Raw genomic sequence first — 18196 nt, forward strand, 5'->3', positions numbered from 1 at the left:
ATATCGTTAATGCTATTAAACTGCCATCATGTTATTATATGTTCTCATTCTCAACTAATTATTTTACGCCTTCACTTTATTCTTGCTGGAAATACCTTCGCGATGACGCGTCCATTCTATTGAGCCAGCTTATGCATTTTTTCAATAAAGCTGGCGAATACGCTGCTGTTTAACGACGCGCGGTTGTAGACCATATAGATGTCCACTTCAGGTAATTTAAAGGGAGTGTTAACAATTTTTAATTTTAAGGCCGCTTTATAGGTTTCAAAAATGGACACGGGAATATAACCAACTAAATCAGACATGGCGATCATGGAGAGAAGCGAACTGAGGGAGTCTGACCGAAACGCGATGTTTCTTTCCGGGAACGCCTCGTTGACTTCAGCCTGACGCTCCTTCACGCCACTGTTGTTGCTTTGATACATCGTAAACTTTTCCTGGTACAACTCCTCGACGGAGACTTCTGTACCTATTCTGGGATGGTCTTCGCGGCAGATCATGACTGTGGGAATTGTGGTGAAATGCGAGCAGACAACGGAGCGATTATTAACGGGCGCCACGGTAAAAATGAGATCGGCTTTACGGTAGGCCAGTAAATCCTCTGCTGACTCCGCAGAGACAAGCATATCACGTTGTTCTACTGAGCAATTTTCCTGATTCATCAACAACTGAATAGGGTTGAGAAGGTAGCCTGGCGTTACCATCTGAGAACAATAAATGACAAAGTTTTTATTGATGTCGGTGCTGTGCATCAGGTTGATGGTCTGCTCAATCTGATTGAGGTTTTGCTCAAGATGCAGGTGCAGGTTAGTCCCGACGGTCGTGGGGGTGATCCCCTTGCCGGAACGGATAAACAGCGGATCGTTAAGCTGGCCACGCAGGCGTTGCAAAGACTGACTGACGGCTGAAGGGGTAATGTAAAGCGTTTCAGCGGCCTTGCTGATGCTAAGATGTTGATAGATACACTCAAAAATGACCAGTAAATTAAGGTCGAATTTTTTAAGGTCATAAAGATTTGCCATGTGTCATCCTGTTTGCCGTGAGTCTGTTGTTAACATATTGATGATAACTATAGATTAAAGCTAACCATTTACAATCCTTGTGGTTAACTAACTTAAAGTGTTATTTAAGTTATCTTAATATATCACGCCATCGGATTATTGAAATAGAATTACATGTGAGATTAAGATAATTTTATCTTTGAATGGGCTGGGTTCAATTTAATAAATGTTGACATTTATATATTGCCGTAAATTGATTACGTAAAGTTAATTTACGAGCGTAATGTATTTCTCTCAGTCAAAACCTATCACAGCCATAGGCAGGAACGCGCTTTTGATGGATTGCTCTCGATGGGTGCTGGTGGTGTAATCAACCTGCTGTTACGACCTTGATACAAGGTATGTAGAGCGCAACGCAACGCCAGCCTCGGCTGGCACTGAATGTACCTGCGGGGAATTCAGGTATCAGGGCCGCCCGTTGAGGCGGCCTTTATACTTTCTGGAGTACCGCAGCAGGTTCACCTTGCTGTCTTGTTGAAGTTGTAAGGTTTGGCTGATTGATTTGATAAAGCATACGCATTAGCCCCGATGAGCAAAGTTGGTTACCTTAGCTCTCAACGAAAACACGGAGGAAGTACAGATGTCTTTGATTAACACTAAAATTAAACCTTTCAAAAACCAGGCGTTCAAAAACGGTGAGTTCATTGAAGTAACCGAGAAAGATACCGAAGGTCGCTGGAGCGTCTTCTTCTTCTATCCGGCTGACTTCACCTTCGTTTGCCCGACCGAACTGGGCGACGTGGCTGACCATTACGACGAACTGCAGAAGCTGGGCGTAGACGTTTACTCTGTCTCTACCGATACCCACTTCACCCACAAAGCGTGGCACAGCAGCTCTGAAACCATCGCGAAAATCAAATACGCGATGATCGGCGACCCGACTGGCGCCCTGACCCGTAACTTCGACAACATGCGTGAAGATGAAGGCCTGGCCGACCGTGCAACCTTCGTGGTTGACCCGCAGGGCATTATCCAGGCTATCGAAGTTACCGCTGAAGGTATCGGCCGTGATGCTTCTGACCTGCTGCGTAAAGTGAAAGCGGCTCAGTACGTGGCTTCTCACCCAGGTGAAGTGTGCCCGGCTAAATGGAAAGAAGGCGAAGCGACCCTGGCTCCATCCCTGGACCTGGTCGGTAAAATCTAAGTTTTCACCATCCGGCAATCAATGGGCGCCCCCGCGCCCATTTCATTCCAGCACCATGATGCAAGTTGCATTCAGGCCGCCCGCAAAGGCAGCTTGCATGATGACGTCTTAAGAGAGGGAAGAACTATGCTCGACACCAATATGAAAACCCAGCTCAAGGCCTACCTTGAGAAACTGACTAAACCCGTTGAGCTGATTGCCACGCTGGACGACAGCGCGAAATCGGCAGAAATCAAAGAGCTGCTGGCAGAGATCGCTGAACTGTCTCCGAAAGTGACCTTCAAAGAAGACAATTCGCTTGCGGTTCGTAAACCCTCTTTCCTGATTACTAACCCGGGCTCGGACAAGGGACCGCGTTTTGCCGGCTCTCCGCTGGGGCATGAATTTACCTCACTGGTGCTGGCGCTGCTGTGGACCGGCGGTCATCCGTCAAAAGAAGCGCAGGCGCTGCTGGAGCAGATCCGCGATATCGACGGTGATTTTGAATTTGAAACCTATTATTCGCTCTCCTGCCACAACTGTCCGGACGTGGTGCAGGCGCTGAACCTGATGTCGGTTCTGAACCCGCGCATCAAGCATACGGCGATTGACGGCGGTACGTTCCAGAATGAGATCACCGATCGCAACGTGATGGGTGTTCCGGCGGTGTATCTGAATGGTCAGGAGTTCGGCCAGGGCCGCATGACGCTGACGGAAATCGTCGCCAAAGTGGATACCGGCGCGGAAAAACGCGCGGCGGAAGAACTGAACAAACGCGATGCGTACGATGTGCTGATTGTCGGTTCCGGCCCTGCGGGCGCGGCGGCAGCGGTTTACTCTGCACGTAAAGGTATTCGTACCGGTCTTATGGGCGAACGCTTTGGCGGACAGGTGCTGGATACCGTGGATATTGAAAACTACATTTCCGTACCAAAAACCGAAGGTCAGAAGCTGGCCGGTGCGCTGAAGGCTCATGTCAGCGATTACGAGGTAGATGTGATCGACAGCCAGAGCGCCAGCAAGCTGATTCCGGCGGCGGTGGAAGGGGGCTTACACCAGATTGAAACCGCCTCTGGCGCGGTGCTGAAAGCTCGCAGCGTGATCGTTGCCACCGGGGCAAAATGGCGCAACATGAATGTGCCGGGCGAAGATCAATACCGTACCAAAGGCGTGACCTATTGCCCGCACTGTGACGGCCCGCTGTTTAAAGGCAAACGGGTGGCGGTGATCGGCGGCGGTAACTCCGGCGTGGAAGCGGCTATCGACCTGGCGGGGATTGTTGAACACGTGACGCTGCTGGAGTTCGCGCCAGAAATGAAGGCCGACCAGGTGCTGCAGGATAAAGTTCGCAGCCTGAAAAACGTCGACATCGTGCTGAACGCGCAGACCACGGAAGTGAAGGGCGACGGCAGCAAAGTGACCGGTCTGGAGTACCGTGACCGCGTAAGCGGCGACGTTCATAGCGTTCAGCTTTCGGGGATCTTCGTACAGATTGGTCTGCTGCCGAACACCACCTGGCTTGAAGGCGCGATTGAGCGCAACCGCATGGGCGAAATCATCATTGATGCGAAGTGTGAGACCAGCGTGAAGGGCGTGTTTGCCGCGGGCGACTGCACCACCGTGCCGTACAAGCAGATCATCATCGCGACTGGCGAAGGTGCAAAAGCGTCCCTGAGCGCGTTTGACTACCTGATCCGCACCAAAACCGCATAATAAAAGAAAGTAAGACATACCTGCAGTAGCCACCTCTTTATGAGGTGGCTTTTTTTTAGATTTTTTTACCCTCAATTATCCTCGTTATTAACCCCTTCATGCGTTAATTACCTGCTTCGATCAAAGAAAATAATAAGCCTGCTGATAATATCTTGTCGTTTTTATAGCGATAAATATTTATATTTAATATGAATGACAAAGATACATCTACTTCTTCAATATATGAGACATTAACCCCATTTGAAATAAAGGGATTGATGTTTCGTGATTTCTTTAACGCGGCGGACATGGCATCGCGATGCGCTTCGTTACATCCTTTATTCCCGGAAAGTGAAACCTGGCAGCAGGATGAGGCGTTAGAGGTTGAGTATGATTTCAACGCCCTGTTTGTCGGCCCTGCAACGCTATTGGCGCCGCCTTATGCCTCGGTGTATCTGGACGAAGAGCCTCTGCTGATGGGCGCTACAACGCTGAGCGTACGCGAATTCCTGCGCAGCATCGGGCTTTTTGTGACCGGGGAAAATAGCGTTCCCGACGATCACGTCAGCTATGAAATGGAGCTGGTGGTGATGCTCTCCGCGCATGCCAGACATTCGCCGCAATATCATGACGCACTCGCCCGCTTTGTGCAGGGGCATCTTGAATTATGGCTCCCCGCATTTATTGCAAAAATAAAGGATTGCGCGAAAACAACCGCAATTAAATGTCTCGCGTTGCAGATAAATAATTGGTTTGATGAATTAAAGACGAGAGTAATATTATGAGTATTGATAAAGGGCAGCTAAACCGGCGCTCCTTTTTAAAAGGACTGATTGCGCTGGGTACCGTTGCCGCATTACCCGGCGGACTATTATCATCCCGATGTGCCATGGCACAGCCCCCCATTCCGTTTAACCCAAAAACCTACAAAATTTTCCGTAACGCTTGCCCGCGTAACTGCTACGACACCTGCAGCTTAAAAACTTGGGTCAAAGATGACGTCATCACCTTCGTTGACGGGGCAAGCGAGTCCACGTTTACACACGGTGCCCCGTGTGTGAAAGGGCTGACCTACCCGCGCCGGGTCTACTCCCCGGACCGTATTAAATACCCGATGATCCAGGATGGGCGCGGCAGCGGTAAATGGCGTCGCATCTCCTGGGATGAGGCCATGCAGCGCATTGCCAGCAAGATGCTGGAGATTAAAAAGAAAGACGGGTCTATGCTCGGCCTGGCGCTGTCGAAATACTCCGGCAACCTGGGCGTGATGAGTTATGCCGTGGAGGGGATGATGTCTTCTCTCGGTTACACCACGCGGTTCGCTGGTACGCCATGCTGGCCAGCAGGGATCGATGCCCAGCACTACGACATGGGCGACATGTGGTGTAACGACCCGGAAGATTTGGTGAAAGCCAAATACATCATTATCTGGGGCGCAAACCCGGCCTGGTGCTCCATGCATACCATGAAGTACATCTATCAGGCGCGTGAGAAAGGGGCGAAAGTGGTGGTCATTGATCCGCTGTTCTCGCAAACCGCCGCGAAAGCCGATTTGTATCTGCGCGTGCGCCCGGGATCGGACGGCGCATTGGCGCTGGGAATGGCGCGGCACCTGCTGGATATTGGCCGCGTCGACCAGGAGTTTGTGAACAACTTCGCGCACGGCTTCCCGGAATTTGAACAGTATCTGCGCAGTAATATTACCGTGGAGTGGGCATCTGAAATCTGTGGCCTGTCGGCAGAGGTGATTCGCCAGCTGGCGGAAGAGTTCACCGCGGTAAAACCTGCCACCGTCTGGATCGGCTACGGGATGCAGCGCCACGTCAACGGTGGGGCGAACGTGCGCGCCATTGACGCTTTTGTTGCCATGACAGGCAACATCGGTGTGGAAGGCGGCGGTGCCCGCTACGGCCATCTGCAGACCTGGGGCTACAACTATCATGCGATGACGCAGAAGCCACCGGTCGGATCTGTTGGCATGGTGGGAGAAAGCGGCCCGGTAGGGGAGTTCGTCAGCGACAGCGGCGAAAAGAGCCACTATTCCGACCGCGCGCTGAACCTGAACCAGACCGCGCAGAGCATTCTAGATGCCAACGATCCGCCCATTCGTATGCTGTGGGTGGCGTGCAAGAACCCGTTCGCGCAGGACTTTGACCGCAACAAAATGGAAAAAGCCTTCAGCAAGCTGGAGATGGTGGTCTGCGTCGATCAGTTCTTCAACGAGACGGTGCAGCATGCCGATATTGTGCTGCCGGTGACCACCACCTTTGAGCACTGGAACCTGTCGTCGTCTTACTGGCATTACTGGCTTTCGGTGAATGAACCGGCCATTAAACCGATGTACGAGTGCAAGAGCGATCTGGATATTGCCGTGCTGCTCTCGCGTACCATCAACAAAATGGAGCCGGGCTCCTGTACCTTCCCGCAGGACATTGACCAGAAAAAATGGCTCGACCTTGAGTTCAATGAGGGCATGGCGAAGCAGTTCGGCATCCGCTCCTGGGACGATCTGCTGGATGGTCCGGTGAAAGCCAAAATGGTCAGCTCGGCGGCCTGGCACGACCGCAAGTTTAAAACGCCATCGGGCAAGTATGAGTTCCTCTCCGAGCTGTGTGAAAAGAACGGCCATAAAGCGCTGCCGGAGTATCTGCCTGCCGCGGAGGGCAAGCTGCCGTTCCATCTGTTTACTCCGCATTTGCAGTACGGCCTCCACTCTCAGTTCGTCAACCTCGACTGGATGCAGGTCTTCTGGCCGGAGCCGTTTGTCTATATCCACCCAGCCGCCGCGCACAAGAAGGGTATTCGCGAGCTGGCGAAAGTCCGCGTGTTTAACGACGTTGGCGAAGTGGAGCTGCGGGCGAAAATCACCACCAACGTGCCGGAAGATTTCCTGGTGATGTATGAGTCCTGGTTTAACAAGCTTAAGTACAACGTGCAGAACGTCGTGAAAGATACGCCAGCCGATATGGGCAAGATGGCAACCGGCGCGCCTGGCGCGGCGATCCACAGCCAGTTTGTCGACATTGCCCTTATCGCGAATGAAGGAGCAGACGCATGAGACGCGCATTTTTAGTGAACAGTGATAAATGTATTGGCTGCCGCGGATGCGCCATGGCCTGCAAGAGCTTTAACCAGCTTGAGCCGGATCGCTTCTGGCGCTATGTCTATCCGCTGGATAAAGAAATTTATCCGCATGAGGAGCGTGCGTTTTTCTCGCTGGCCTGTAACCACTGTGAAAACCCGGCCTGTCTGGCGGCGTGCCCGGTGGAAGCCTACACCAAACGTGATGACGGCGTGGTGGTCCATAACCCTGAACGCTGTATCGGCTGTAAAAACTGCATCCGTAACTGCCCGTACGGCGCGCCACGCTTCAATGAAGAGACGCAAAAGGCGGAGAAGTGCAGCATGTGCTATGAACGTCTCGATATCGGTATGGCCCCGGCCTGCGTGAACGCGTGTCCGGTCGGTGCCCTGTCGATTATCGATCTGGATGCCGATCCGCTGCCGAACAATGCCGTGCAGTATCCGCCGGGCTTCCCGAAGATGCCTCAGCTTAATCCGGGTACGCGCTTCATTCTGGCCCGTCAGCCAAAACAGCCGGGGGATAAATAATGGAAAAGTACGAACTGCCGTTGGTGATTTTTACCGTGCTGAGCCAGATGTCCGTCGGGATGACGCTGCTCCTGACCTGGCGCACGCTGCGTGGTGAAGTGCATGGCACCCGCCTTCACTGGCTGATTACCGGGCTGATTCTGGGCGTAGCCTCCATTGCCGCGGTGCTGCATCTGGCGCACCCGGAACACGCATACAACGCGTTGATTAACCTGAAACATGCCTGGCTGAGCCGCGAAATTCTGGGCGCGACCCTGTACGGCGCCATGATTGGGCTGGCCTTCCTGAGTAAGGGAAACAAAGGCGCAGCGCTGCTGGCATCCCTGTTCGGGATCCTGCTGGTGGTGGTGCAGGGAATGACCTACGCGGCACCGGCGATGCAGGCCATTGCCAACGGCATCACCATGATGTTGTTCTTTGCGACGGTCTGGGTGATGGGCTGTGCCGCAACGCCGCTGCTCGGGCTGAAAGGATCAAACGCCGCGCTGCGCCAGGGGATTATCGCCCTGATGGCGCTGCTGATTGCCGCGCCGGTGATGTGGCTCAGCGGCGGTACCATCATGAAAATGACCGCTCACGCCTGGTTAAGCTCGCCGCTCTATCTGGGCAGCCTGCTGTGCTGCGTTGTGGGTGGCGCGTTATCGCTGAAGCGCCAGCCGATGCAGAAAGCGGTGTTTGCGCTCCTGCTGGTGGGCGTGGTGCTCAGCCGCCTGACCTTCTTCGGCGATACCATCAGCACCATCGTCAATATTGGTCACCTGTACTGATAAACAAAACCCCGCGAAAGCGGGGTTTTTTGTTGGTATTTACCGGACCACCATCACTGGAATATGGGTGTGGCGGATCACGCTGGAGGCGTTCGACCCCAGCAGGTGAGTGGTAATGGAAGGATTACGTGAACCGATCACCACCACGTCTGCATTCAGCTCCGCGGCCAGTTCATTGACGGCATCGCGCACGCTACCGAACCGGACGTGGGTTTTGATGCGGGAAGGGTCGATGCTGAAATGCCCGACCATGGTCTGCAGCCGCGTTTCGGCTTCGTGCTGTAAATGCTCCTCAAAGCGACGCACGTCGGCGGCAAAGCGGTGCAGGCTCAGGCTGGCAGAGCCCGGTAAGACGTGTAAAAGATGAATAATTCCGTCCTGCTGCGCGAGGAATTCCGCGTGGCGAACAGCTTTGTCGCTCAGTTCCATTTCGAAAACATCAACCGGCATAATGATTGTCTTATACATAACCGTTTCTCCTTGTTTATAAACGCTGGATACATTCAACCATAAAATATGAATGGTTTCTGTAAGCGCTTCGGCACTTTTCGTCTCTCGCCAGGATAAATCTCAAAAGGCGCGTATTTCCCGGCAGACTTTCAGGGGTAGCTACCCTTTATAAACTTACCTGAAACCTTTCGGAGGTCGCATGAAAGCACTCACGTACCACGGTCCGCACCATGTTCGCGTTGAGAATGTCCCCGATCCCATCATTGAACAGCCCGACGATATCATCCTGCGCGTCACGGCCACGGCGATTTGCGGCTCCGACCTGCATCTCTATCGTGGAAAGATCCCAAAGGTGCAGCACGGCGACATTTTTGGACATGAATTTATGGGCGAGATCGTCGAGTGCGGTCGAGAGGTAAAGGACCTGCATAAAGGCGATCGCGTGGTGATCCCCTTTGTCATCGCCTGCGGTGACTGCTTCTTTTGCCGTCTGCAGCAGTACGCTGCCTGTGAGAATACCAATGCCGGGCAGGGCGCTGCGCTGAACAAAAAGCAAATTCCCGCGCCGGCAGCGCTGTTTGGCTATAGCCATCTCTACGGCGGCGTGCCGGGAGGACAGGCGGAATATGTGCGCGTGCCGAAAGGCAACGTCGGACCGTTTAAGGTGCCGCAGCTGCTCTCCGATGATAAGGCCCTGTTTCTTTCTGATATTTTACCCACCGCCTGGCAGGCGGCAAAAAATGCGCAGATTGAAAAAGGCTCCAGCGTCGCCGTTTTCGGTGCCGGTCCGGTGGGGTTGTTGACGATTGCCTGCGCACGGCTGTTAGGGGCTGAGCAGATTTTTGTTATCGACCATCACCCCTATCGGCTGCGGTTTGCCGAGGCGCGCTACGGTGCTATCCCCATCAATTTTGATGATGATAACGACGCGGCGGAAAAGATAATCGAGCAAACCGCCGGGCAGCGGGGTGTCGATGCCGTCATTGATGCTGTCGGGTTCGAAGCCAAGGGTAGCACCACGGAGACGATCCTCAGCAACCTTAAAATTGAGGGCAGCAGCGGCAAAGCGCTGCGTCAGTGTATCGCTGCCGTCCGGCGCGGCGGGGTGGTCAGCGTACCCGGCGTGTATGCCGGGTTTATTCATGGCTTCCTGTTTGGGGATGCCTTCGATAAAGGGCTGACGTTTAAGATGGGCCAGACGCACGTCCACGCCTGGCTGGGCGAACTGTTACCGCTGATCGAAAAAGGGCTGCTGACGCCGGAAGAGATTGTGACGCATTATCTCCCCCTGGCGGATGCGGAACGTGCCTATAAGATTTTCGAAAAACGGGAGGAGGAGTGCCGGAAGGTGATTCTGGTGCCCGGCGCGGAAACACCTGAGGCCGCTGAGCAAAAAGTGAAGGGCCTGGTAAATGCGTTCCCGGGCGGCGTGGTATGAGGTCACTCGTCGGTGGCGCTCAAGGTACTGTCCTGCGATGTAGCGCAATCGTGTGAAAATGTTCGGAAAGAGGATGCAGGCGCATCCTCTGTGCAACGCGGGTCGCGTTTATTCAGAATGACATTAACGCAGGTAATCGCCCGCGGCTTCTGGCTGGTAGAGCAGCTCCAGCACTTCCAGATGGGTGGAGGCACCGCCCGGCAATTCCCAGTGGATGGTATCGCCCGTGCGCAGCCCCAGCAGTGCGGCCCCCACCGGCGCAAGAACCGAAAGCTGCGCGCTGCTGTCCGTCATCTGGGCTGGGTAAACCAGCGTGCGGGTCAGCTCTTCACCGGTGGTCAGGTTGCGGAATTTCACCTGGCTGTTCATGGTGACCACGTTATGCGGCATCGTCTCAGGCGTGCACATCTGCGCCCGGTCGAGTTCCTCATTCAGGGCATCGGCCACCGGAAGTGAGGCGAATTCTGCTTTTTCCAGCAGCCTGTCGATACGTTCTGCGTCGAGCTCGTTGATGATGATTGTAGGTCTGGACATTTTTTACTCCATGTCGTTAATGCTGCGTCTAACGCAGAAACCAATCCAAAAGAAAACCCTCGCCGTCTGGCAGCGAGGGTTTAACTCTCCCGATGATACTGGCTGAACGCGCAAGTTTGAAGTGATGAAGGTCACATTCATGTGCCATATGAATTTTCACTGAAATTTATTCAGTCTTCATTCCTGGCGGATTGCGTTACGCTGTATGTTCTGAACCCGGGCGCTGCGCGAAACATCATTCGCCGCAGCCCTTACCAACGAGAGAGCGCTATGTACTTCTACCAACCGTCTCAGGGGCATGGCCTGCCGCATGACCCGCTGAACGCCATTGTCGGCCCCCGTCCGATTGGCTGGATCTCCTCTTGCGACCAGGCCGGTCAGCTCAACCTTGCGCCGTATAGCTTCTTCAACTGCTTTAACTATCGCCCGCCGATCATTGGCTTTTCCAGCAACGGCTGGAAGGACAGCGTGCGTAATATTGTTGAAACAAAGGAGTTTGTCTGGAATCTGGCAACGCGCGATCTTGCGGAAGCGATGAATCAGACCTCTGCCACGCTGCCTCACGACCAGGACGAATTTACCTTTTCCGGATTAACGCCTGCGGCAAGCAAGCTGGTGAGCGCCCCCCGCGTGGCGGAAAGCCCGGTCAACTTTGAGTGCCGCCTGTCTCAGTGCATTCAGCTTACCGGCGCCGACGGTACGCCGGTGGATACCTGGCTGGTGCTGGGAGAAGTGGTCGGGATCCATATTGCCGAAACGCTGCTGGAAGAGGGGATATACCAGACGGCGAAAGCGCAGCCCATCCTGCGTGCGGGTGGGCCGACGGCTTACTATGGCATCAGTGACGAACACCGGTTTGACATGGTGCGACCGGTGGTGGGCGATCAGTAACCTGCCTTATCAATGACAAATTGTTTTCCGCAGTTGCCTGGATGCGGCTGCGGAGCAAAGGATGTCGCAGAAAGCGGGGCGTTAATGGTGTCTGCTTTGAGTGAAATTTGCATCTCGGTCAGATATGCCGGATTACCGTTGCAGGTCAGCTTGAAGGCTTTGATATTTTCCTTGCCCCAGGTTTTGGCAACGGCGTTGTCAAAATCACTCCGGCTGACGGTTTTACCGTAATTTTCCGCAAGGAAATGACCGACGGCGCTGTTTTTCATTTCCTGATTCATTCTCACCATGGTGCCGAAATAGGCATCGGGATCAAAACCAAAGCAGACGCCATGTTTGGCATATTCGTAACGTTCCAGACAGGAGTTTCCACCCGCGCCCGGCATGACCTCGTTCAGCTTAGCCGCGCCGGAAAGCGACAGCCCGGTTTCGGCTGCTGCGCATTTGCGGCTGGCCTTCACTTCCGGCATGTTCGGGATAGGGCGCGTGGCGCAGCCAAATCGCATCCATCGACGTTCATCCACGCCGCGTGCGGCAATGGATTTCGGCAGGCCGGGCCATAGCCCGTGAACGGTCAGAAAATCGGTTTTATTGTCGCGCTCTTTTTGCAGACGACATTCATCCGGTTCATTGCGGTTACGCTCGACCATGCTTTGACAAAATCCCGTTTGCCAGGACAAAGCCAGCACATAGCGATCGAAATCGCCGTACTGCGTGGCCTTGAGGGGTTCGGCCTGTGCTGAGAAGAGACTGAGTGCAAGCGCTACTGCGCCAGACGGGATAACGATATCCTTCCTGAACATGTGATTTCCTGATTGGTTGTGCGCAATTCATTTTTGTGGGTTATTAAAGCACAAAAAGCGCCCGCAGGCGCTTTTAGGTAATCAGGAATTTCACTTAGGCGGCGCCGGGAACCAGCACTTCGGTAGCAATAATAACGATGATTAGCCCAACCAGCACCGGCACTGACGTGCGTTTCACCACTTCAAACGGCGAGATTTTGGCCATCACGGCGACCGCCACCACCACGCCTGAGACAGGCGAGATGGTACGACCCAGGTTTGAGGCCTGGAGCATCGGAATGGAAAGATAAGCCGGGTTGATACCGGACGAGTGAGCCAGCTTAGGGATCATCTCAACGAAGGCGTAAAATGGCGCATTCCCGGAACCGGTGGTCATTGCCGCCAGCATGGTCAGTACCACCAGGACCAGCATCAGGATAATACTAGCCGAGCCAAACGAGGTGGCGATGGAGATCAGGCTCTGGATAAAGCCGATCGTGCTCAGACCCTGGGCAAAGACACCTGCTGCAACCAACAGCATCACCACGCCAGCAAACGCATCTGCCATACCGCGATACGCGACCTCAAGGCCGGAGAAGACTTTTTGGGTGTTGAAACCGCGCACGAACTCCAGCACAGCGGCTAACAGCATACAGATAACCAGGATAGTAATAATGTGCAGCTGCGGGCCCCATTTCCCGTCAAAAATGAGCACGCCGATAATTGGCGTGAAAGGCAAAATGGCATAGAACGCAGGCGCTGTGGTGGTGATTTCGCTTACATCCATCATTTCATGGCTGATGTTCTCTTTCTTATCGAGATAGCGCTGCCAGAAGAAATGCGCGATACCCATTCCCACAATGGCGACAATCGAGATCGGCAGCGTGGTTTTAAAGGCGAAGTCGATAAGCGACATTTCGGCTGCTTTCGCCGCCAGCACAACGTCTCCTGACGTCGGGGAGAGAATAATGGCCGCCGGGGAGGCGCAAATTGCCGCCGCTGCCCCACGGCTTATGCCCACGTTCACCATCACGGGGAACAGCGTGGCCATTAACAGTACGCCAAGCCCGGTTGCCGATGAAACGGCCAGCGACATCAGGCAGGCGAGGAAATAGGCGGCAACCATCAACAGATACGGCGAGTTAATGTACTGCAGGGGTTTCGAGGCAAGCTTCACAACCATGTCGTTCGCGCCGATATGGGTCATATAGGCTGCAAAACCGCACAGCATCATGATCATCATACCCAGATCGCCACCGCGGCTCATGAGCAGGATTTTAATATATTCAACAATATCCGTGGCGGTGTAGCCCGTGCTGGCTGCGCTGGCAGGTAAAACCTGATGACCCATTACTGCGCTGATTATCAGCAGCGTTAAACCACCGACAAATAAAACGCCCGTGGCTGAGTATCCTTTAATGATGTAGCGAGCTACACCCACAATGACGACGACCCCAATTAGGAGTTCGATAAACGTAAGCATGATTTCCCCTGTGTCTTTCTGCCCTGAGATATAAAAAATTAATATAAAAAAGAAGGATGAAAATGTGCCGAATTAATGGCCCGCCCTTGCTGATTAAAATCAATAAACAGACGACTAACGAACAGCATAACAGCGTTTTTGCCATGGCTAAGGCATTTATGTCATAAGGATCTTGACCGGCAAAGACAGCGTAACATGTCTATGTAATGATAACAAAATGTTAAACTTTTGTGTGGTCTGGCCTGTTAGGACTGGAGACCGTTAACAGACATTAGGCATACATGATGTGGGTTTATTCGGGATAAGCAGAACGCCGCTTTAGGAATATTCCCGAAAAGCGGCCTGATATTTAAGAGTAGGGGTGATACCGTTAAGGCTTGGTTCAATTATTCTATGTTAAACTTTGCCTCGAATATCAAGAATGGTAATTGCATTGTGATTGTACGTAATACTTTTTTCTCTATTTTATTGTTTATTATTGGCCAGTTAACGTTTTCTTCTGTTGCACAGGCAGAGAACAACGCGACGGATAAAGGTTGGTTCTCCACTTTTACGGATAATGTTTCGCAGACCTGGTCAGCGCCTGAACATTATGATCTCTATGTCCCGGCAATAACGTGGCATGCGCGCTTTGCTTACGACAAAGAGAAAACGGATAAATACAACGAGCGTCCCTGGGGAGCGGGTTTTGGTCAGTCGCGCTGGGATGATAAAGGAAACTGGCATGGCATCTATCTGATGGCCTTCAAAGACTCCTTTAACAAGTGGGAACCGATTGGCGGCTACGGCTGGGAAAAAACCTGGCGCCCGCTGGCGGATGAGAACTTCCACGTTGGTCTGGGGTATACCGCCGGGGTGACCGCGCGCGACAACTGGAAGTACATTCCGATCCCCGTATTGCTGCCTCTGGCCTCTGTTGGATACGGCCCTGCAACGTTCCAGATGACCTACATTCCGGGAACGTATAACAACGGTAACGTTTACTTCGCCTGGATGCGTTTTCAGTTTTAACTGACAAAACATTACCTGGTGGTGAAAAAACATGCAGCCGTTGATTCGTAAGCGATAAAAATCTGTCAGTGAAAATTAACGCGACTTTAGTCACTTTTTGTCAAAGATCCGCTGGACAAAAGGTCCCACAATTGATGTACTGGTAACCGACACAGCATTTGTGTCGTTTTTTAATGTAAAGGTAATTTTGATGTCTAAGATTAAAGGTAACGTTAAGTGGTTTAATGAGTCCAAAGGATTCGGTTTCATTACTCCTGAAGATGGCAGCAAAGACGTGTTCGTACACTTCTCTGCAATCCAGTCTAATGGTTTCAAAACTCTGGCTGAAGGTCAGCGTGTAGAGTTCGAAATCACTAACGGTGCCAAAGGCCCTTCTGCTGCTAACGTAATCGCTCTGTAATTCAGACGCGTCAGCAAGAATTTCAAAACCCGCTCATTGAGCGGGTTTTTTTCGTTATGAATCAGCCAAGCAGGTAAATTATCAGGAAGCTGGCCACGATCAGTACGCTCAACAACACCATGCCTGCGCTCATCAGACTCTGTTTCATTTGTCACCCTCGTTCAGTATTGCCTTCAGAGTGACAGAGAAAAATTAAGCCAACATTAACGCTCCGGCAGTTAATGCGTGCTTACAGAGGAAAAAAGCCAAAATGCGATCCCCGTCATCGCGAAAGATCCGATCATGTTGATCGCGATATTCACCAGCGCCCAGCCGATACGTCCTTCCTGAAAGAGAAAAACCGTTTCCGCGGAAAAGGTTGAAAAGGTGGTCAAACCGCCGCAGAAGCCGGTGGTAATCAAGACTTTCCACATGGGATCGATGTGCGTCATCCGGTTAAACCAGGCCAGCCCCATACCAATAATAAAAGCACCAATCAGGTTGGCGGCCAGCGTTCCTAATGGAATCGCCTGGTGCAGGGGATTAAACCGCATACTCAGTAACCACCTCGCAACGCTCCCCGTGCCTCCACCAATAAAAACAGCTAAAAGGAGTTGTAACACGCTAAATACCTGCTATTTGATGTGTAAGAGTAGCGAGTTTAACGCTGTTTATAATGAGGGGACAAATATGTATGTTGCGGTAGGGCAGTTTGCGGTCACGCCTGACTGGCGGCTTAACGCAGTGCAGTGCGTTAACCTGATGATACAGGCCCGACAGAAAGGCGCGTCGCTGCTGGTGCTTCCTGAGGCGTTGCTGGCAAGGGATGATAACGACCCGGATTTGTCCGTGAAGTCCGCACAGGCCCTTGACGGCGAATTTTTACAACAGCTGCTCGCCCAGAGCGTAGGCAGTACGATGACCACCGTCTTAACCGTGCACGTTCCCTCAACGCCGGGTCGCGCAGTGAATACGCTGGTGGCTATCCGTGACGGTGCCATTGTTGCGCGCTACGCCAAGCTTCATCTCTATGATGCGTTCAGCATTCAGGAGTCGCGACGCGTTGATCCGGGAGATGTCGTCCCACCGCTCATTGATATCGACGGGTTTAAGGTGGGGTTGATGACCTGCTATGACCTGCGTTTCCCGGAGCTGGCGGTGCATCTGGCGCTGCAGGGGGCGGAGGTGCTGGTATTGCCCGCCGCATGGGTTAAGGGGCCGCTAAAAGAGCAACACTGGGCTACGCTGCTTGCGGCACGCGCGCTGGACACGACCTGTTATGTTGTTGCCGCCGGGGAGTGCGGCAATAAAAACATCGGGCAGAGCAGGGTGGTTGATCCCCTGGGAGTGACGATTGCCGCCGCAGCGGAAGCGTCGGTTATGCTGATGGCGGAGATAATTTTAGAAAGAGTTGCGCTTGCGCGTCAGCAATTACCTGTTCTTCGCAACCGTCGCTTTGCGCCACCGCAATTATTGTGATGTTTTTTTCAACAATGCTTGATTCACCTTGTTACAGATTGCTATTGTGTGCACGCGCCAAATGACCGTTAATACGATCGGGTTTTGGCGCTGAATGCAGCCTGTTTTAAGTAAAGAAGGTATCTATGGGTGAGATTAGTATTACCAAACTGCTGGTGGTTGCCGCACTGGTCGTCCTGCTGTTTGGTACCAAGAAGTTACGCACGCTGGGTGGTGACCTGGGGGCTGCCATCAAAGGCTTTAAGAAAGCGATGAACGACGATGACGCAGCCGCGAAGAAAAGCGCTGACGACATCCCGGCAGAGAAGCTTTCCCACAAAGAGTAACGGCAATGCCTGAGGGCTTGCGAAAAAAAACCGGCTCATGAGGCCGGTTTTTTTGCATTACTGTAAATGAATATTACGGCGTTATTTGACTTCTTCGCCTTTCGCCTGCATATCCGCATGGTAAGAAGAACGAACAAATGGACCACAAGCCGCGTGGGTAAAGCCCATCGCCAGCGCTTCGGCTTTCATCTCGTCAAATTCATCCGGGCTCACGTAGCGCTGTACCGGCAGGTGGTGACGGCTTGGCTGCAGATACTGGCCGAGCGTCAACATGGTCACACCGTGGCGGCGCAGATCGCGCATGACGTCGATGATTTCGTCATTGGTTTCACCCAGACCAACCATCAGACCTGACTTGGTCGGGATATGCGGATGTGCTTCTTTAAAGCGCTCCAGCAGCTTCAGAGACCAGTTATAGTCGGCTCCCGGACGCACCTGACGGTAAAGACGCGGAACGTTCTCCAGGTTGTGGTTAAACACATCTGGCGGCGTCGCGGTCAGGATATCCAGCGCGCGGTCCATACGGCCGCGGAAGTCAGGAACCAGCGTCTCGATTTTGATGTTCGGGCTTTTTTCGCGAATGGCAGTAATGCAGTCAGCGAAGTGCTGAGCACCGCCATCACGCAGATCGTCGCGGTCAACGGAGGTGATAACCACATAACGCAGCGCCATGTCGGCGATGGTTTGCGCCAGTTTTTGCGGCTCGTTGGCATCGGGGGCCACCGGGCGGCCATGCGCTACGTCGCAGAATGGGCAGCGGCGGGTACAGATGGCACCCAGAATCATAAACGTCGCGGTGCCGTGATTGAAACATTCAGCAAGGTTCGGGCAAGAGGCTTCTTCACAAACAGAGTGAAGGCCATTCTTACGCATCGCCGCTTTGATCCCCTGGATACGCGAAGAGTCTGCCGGAAGTTTGATTTTCATCCATTCCGGTTTTCTTAACAGCGCCTCGCGCTCTGTAGCCACGTTTTTAACCGGGATAAGGGCCATTTTATCGGCATCGCGGTATTTAACACCGCGTTCCATCACAATGGGTTTACTCATAGCGTGCGTGTTCCAGTTGCGAATATCGAAGGAAAGCGTTTCAATTCAAGGGAATGTTGTATTTATCAACTATTTTTGAACGAACGACAGGCAGTATATCATTTATAGGAGCGTTAAAGCA

General features: G+C 52.9%; 19 protein-coding genes. 12 read left to right on the forward strand and 7 right to left on the reverse strand.

All coding sequences use genetic code 11. The features are described from left to right. Positions 1–116: 116 nt before the first annotated feature. Positions 117–1022, reverse strand: coding sequence for a LysR substrate-binding domain-containing protein (locus tag IM271_RS14470; RefSeq protein ID WP_045261025.1), 906 nt, complete (start codon positions 1020–1022; stop codon positions 117–119). A gap of 619 nt (positions 1023–1641) precedes the next feature. On the opposite strand from IM271_RS14470, the gene ahpC reads away from it, so the two are divergent. From ahpC to IM271_RS14500, 6 genes are all read left to right on the forward strand, one after another. After that, positions 1642–2205, forward strand: a complete 564-nt coding sequence (ahpC, locus tag IM271_RS14475; RefSeq protein ID WP_008501015.1) for an alkyl hydroperoxide reductase subunit C — start codon at positions 1642–1644, stop codon at positions 2203–2205. Positions 2206–2331: 126 nt separating this feature from the next. After that, complete coding sequence (gene ahpF / locus IM271_RS14480; RefSeq protein WP_028012318.1) at positions 2332–3897, forward strand: alkyl hydroperoxide reductase subunit F; 1566 nt, start codon at positions 2332–2334, stop codon at positions 3895–3897. A 257-nt stretch (positions 3898–4154) separates the two neighbouring features. Next, the gene (locus IM271_RS14485; protein ID WP_080472185.1) at positions 4155–4661 is read left to right on the forward strand and encodes a molecular chaperone; all 507 of its coding nucleotides are present in this window, start codon (positions 4155–4157) and stop codon (positions 4659–4661) included. Continuing rightward, positions 4658–6934 (forward strand): molybdopterin-dependent oxidoreductase, encoded by a 2277-nt coding sequence (locus IM271_RS14490; RefSeq protein WP_063154718.1) that lies wholly within the window; start codon positions 4658–4660, stop codon positions 6932–6934. Before IM271_RS14485 ends, IM271_RS14490 begins: the two co-directional genes overlap by 4 nt. Next, positions 6931–7488, forward strand: a complete 558-nt coding sequence (locus tag IM271_RS14495) for a 4Fe-4S dicluster domain-containing protein (protein WP_028012321.1) — start codon at positions 6931–6933, stop codon at positions 7486–7488. Before IM271_RS14490 ends, IM271_RS14495 begins: the two co-directional genes overlap by 4 nt. Further along, positions 7488–8255: a DmsC/YnfH family molybdoenzyme membrane anchor subunit gene (locus IM271_RS14500; protein ID WP_069733587.1), complete on the forward strand. Its 768-nt coding sequence runs from the start codon at positions 7488–7490 to the stop codon at positions 8253–8255. The genes IM271_RS14495 and IM271_RS14500 overlap by 1 nt, the downstream gene beginning before the upstream one ends. Before the next feature lie 39 nt (positions 8256–8294). Here the strand turns inward: IM271_RS14500 and uspG are convergent, their stop codons facing one another. Further along, on the reverse strand, positions 8295–8723 hold the full coding sequence (uspG, locus tag IM271_RS14505; protein WP_028012323.1) for a universal stress protein UspG: 429 nt from the start codon (positions 8721–8723) through the stop codon (positions 8295–8297). 181 nt (positions 8724–8904) lie between these two features. Here uspG and IM271_RS14510 point away from each other — a divergent pair, with 181 nt between their 5' ends. Continuing rightward, a complete protein-coding gene (locus tag IM271_RS14510) occupies positions 8905–10143 on the forward strand; it encodes a zinc-dependent alcohol dehydrogenase (protein WP_047367722.1) in 1239 nt (412 codons plus the stop codon). A 123-nt stretch (positions 10144–10266) separates the two neighbouring features. On the opposite strand, the gene rnk is transcribed toward IM271_RS14510, so the two are convergent. After that, positions 10267–10677, reverse strand: a complete 411-nt coding sequence (gene rnk, locus IM271_RS14515; RefSeq protein WP_045261020.1) for a nucleoside diphosphate kinase regulator — start codon at positions 10675–10677, stop codon at positions 10267–10269. Between the two features lie 270 nt (positions 10678–10947). Between rnk and IM271_RS14520 the strand changes: the two genes are divergently transcribed. Further along, the gene (locus IM271_RS14520) at positions 10948–11568 is read left to right on the forward strand and encodes a flavin reductase family protein (protein WP_041910924.1); all 621 of its coding nucleotides are present in this window, start codon (positions 10948–10950) and stop codon (positions 11566–11568) included. Here the strand turns inward: IM271_RS14520 and rna are convergent. Together rna and dcuC are read right to left on the reverse strand one after the other, a co-directional pair. Further along, on the reverse strand, positions 11562–12371 hold the full coding sequence (gene rna, locus IM271_RS14525; RefSeq protein WP_028012327.1) for a ribonuclease I: 810 nt from the start codon (positions 12369–12371) through the stop codon (positions 11562–11564). The two genes, IM271_RS14520 and rna, sit on opposite strands and share 7 nt — an antisense overlap. 94 nt (positions 12372–12465) lie before the next feature. Beyond that, positions 12466–13833 carry an anaerobic C4-dicarboxylate transporter DcuC gene (dcuC, locus tag IM271_RS14530; RefSeq protein ID WP_193052784.1) on the reverse strand — a complete coding sequence of 456 codons (1368 nt, stop codon included), beginning with the start codon at positions 13831–13833 and terminating at the stop codon, positions 12466–12468. A gap of 393 nt (positions 13834–14226) precedes the next feature. On the opposite strand from dcuC, the gene pagP reads away from it, so the two are divergent. Next, entirely contained in the window at positions 14227–14844 is a 618-nt protein-coding gene (gene pagP, locus IM271_RS14535) for a lipid IV(A) palmitoyltransferase PagP (RefSeq protein ID WP_080339189.1), read from the forward strand. Between the two features lie 190 nt (positions 14845–15034). Further along, complete coding sequence (gene cspE / locus IM271_RS14540; RefSeq protein WP_002439184.1) at positions 15035–15244, forward strand: transcription antiterminator/RNA stability regulator CspE; 210 nt, start codon at positions 15035–15037, stop codon at positions 15242–15244. A gap of 218 nt (positions 15245–15462) precedes the next feature. On the opposite strand, the gene crcB is transcribed toward cspE, so the two are convergent. Continuing rightward, positions 15463–15846: a fluoride efflux transporter CrcB gene (crcB, locus tag IM271_RS14545; RefSeq protein WP_041910922.1), complete on the reverse strand. Its 384-nt coding sequence runs from the start codon at positions 15844–15846 to the stop codon at positions 15463–15465. 67 nt (positions 15847–15913) lie between these two features. Here crcB and IM271_RS14550 point away from each other — a divergent pair, with 67 nt between their 5' ends. After that, on the forward strand, positions 15914–16702 hold the full coding sequence (locus tag IM271_RS14550; protein ID WP_048999850.1) for a deaminated glutathione amidase: 789 nt from the start codon (positions 15914–15916) through the stop codon (positions 16700–16702). 125 nt (positions 16703–16827) lie between these two features. Beyond that, positions 16828–17028 carry a twin-arginine translocase subunit TatE gene (tatE, locus tag IM271_RS14555; protein WP_028012332.1) on the forward strand — a complete coding sequence of 67 codons (201 nt, stop codon included), beginning with the start codon at positions 16828–16830 and terminating at the stop codon, positions 17026–17028. 81 nt (positions 17029–17109) lie between these two features. Here tatE and lipA read toward each other — a convergent pair whose 3' ends face one another. After that, a complete protein-coding gene (gene lipA, locus IM271_RS14560; RefSeq protein ID WP_028012333.1) occupies positions 17110–18075 on the reverse strand; it encodes a lipoyl synthase in 966 nt (321 codons plus the stop codon). Between the last annotated feature and the right edge of the window lie 121 nt (positions 18076–18196).

The organism is Enterobacter cloacae complex sp. I3 (assembly GCF_014896175.1).
Taxonomy (GTDB): Bacteria; Pseudomonadota; Gammaproteobacteria; order Enterobacterales; family Enterobacteriaceae; genus Enterobacter; species Enterobacter bugandensis.

Bases quoted from the DNA above. Each gene is read 5' to 3' on its own strand.
- IM271_RS14495 (WP_028012321.1), top strand. From the start codon at position 6,931: ATGAGACGCGCATTTTTAGTGAACAGTGATAAATGTATTGGCTGCCGC.
- dcuC (WP_193052784.1), bottom strand. From the start codon at position 13,833: ATGCTTACGTTTATCGAACTCCTAATTGGGGTCGTCGTCATTGTGGGT.
- IM271_RS14485 (WP_080472185.1), top strand. From the start codon at position 4,155: ATGTTTCGTGATTTCTTTAACGCGGCGGACATGGCATCGCGATGCGCT.
- uspG (WP_028012323.1), bottom strand. From the start codon at position 8,723: ATGTATAAGACAATCATTATGCCGGTTGATGTTTTCGAAATGGAACTG.
- IM271_RS14510 (WP_047367722.1), top strand. From the start codon at position 8,905: ATGAAAGCACTCACGTACCACGGTCCGCACCATGTTCGCGTTGAGAAT.
- ahpC (WP_008501015.1), top strand. From the start codon at position 1,642: ATGTCTTTGATTAACACTAAAATTAAACCTTTCAAAAACCAGGCGTTC.
- pagP (WP_080339189.1), top strand. From the start codon at position 14,227: ATGTTAAACTTTGCCTCGAATATCAAGAATGGTAATTGCATTGTGATT.
- IM271_RS14550 (WP_048999850.1), top strand. From the start codon at position 15,914: ATGTATGTTGCGGTAGGGCAGTTTGCGGTCACGCCTGACTGGCGGCTT.
- lipA (WP_028012333.1), bottom strand. From the start codon at position 18,075: ATGAGTAAACCCATTGTGATGGAACGCGGTGTTAAATACCGCGATGCC.
- IM271_RS14520 (WP_041910924.1), top strand. From the start codon at position 10,948: ATGTACTTCTACCAACCGTCTCAGGGGCATGGCCTGCCGCATGACCCG.
- tatE (WP_028012332.1), top strand. From the start codon at position 16,828: ATGGGTGAGATTAGTATTACCAAACTGCTGGTGGTTGCCGCACTGGTC.
- IM271_RS14500 (WP_069733587.1), top strand. From the start codon at position 7,488: ATGGAAAAGTACGAACTGCCGTTGGTGATTTTTACCGTGCTGAGCCAG.
- IM271_RS14470 (WP_045261025.1), bottom strand. From the start codon at position 1,022: ATGGCAAATCTTTATGACCTTAAAAAATTCGACCTTAATTTACTGGTC.
- cspE (WP_002439184.1), top strand. From the start codon at position 15,035: ATGTCTAAGATTAAAGGTAACGTTAAGTGGTTTAATGAGTCCAAAGGA.
- IM271_RS14490 (WP_063154718.1), top strand. From the start codon at position 4,658: ATGAGTATTGATAAAGGGCAGCTAAACCGGCGCTCCTTTTTAAAAGGA.
- rnk (WP_045261020.1), bottom strand. From the start codon at position 10,677: ATGTCCAGACCTACAATCATCATCAACGAGCTCGACGCAGAACGTATC.
- ahpF (WP_028012318.1), top strand. From the start codon at position 2,332: ATGCTCGACACCAATATGAAAACCCAGCTCAAGGCCTACCTTGAGAAA.
- rna (WP_028012327.1), bottom strand. From the start codon at position 12,371: ATGTTCAGGAAGGATATCGTTATCCCGTCTGGCGCAGTAGCGCTTGCA.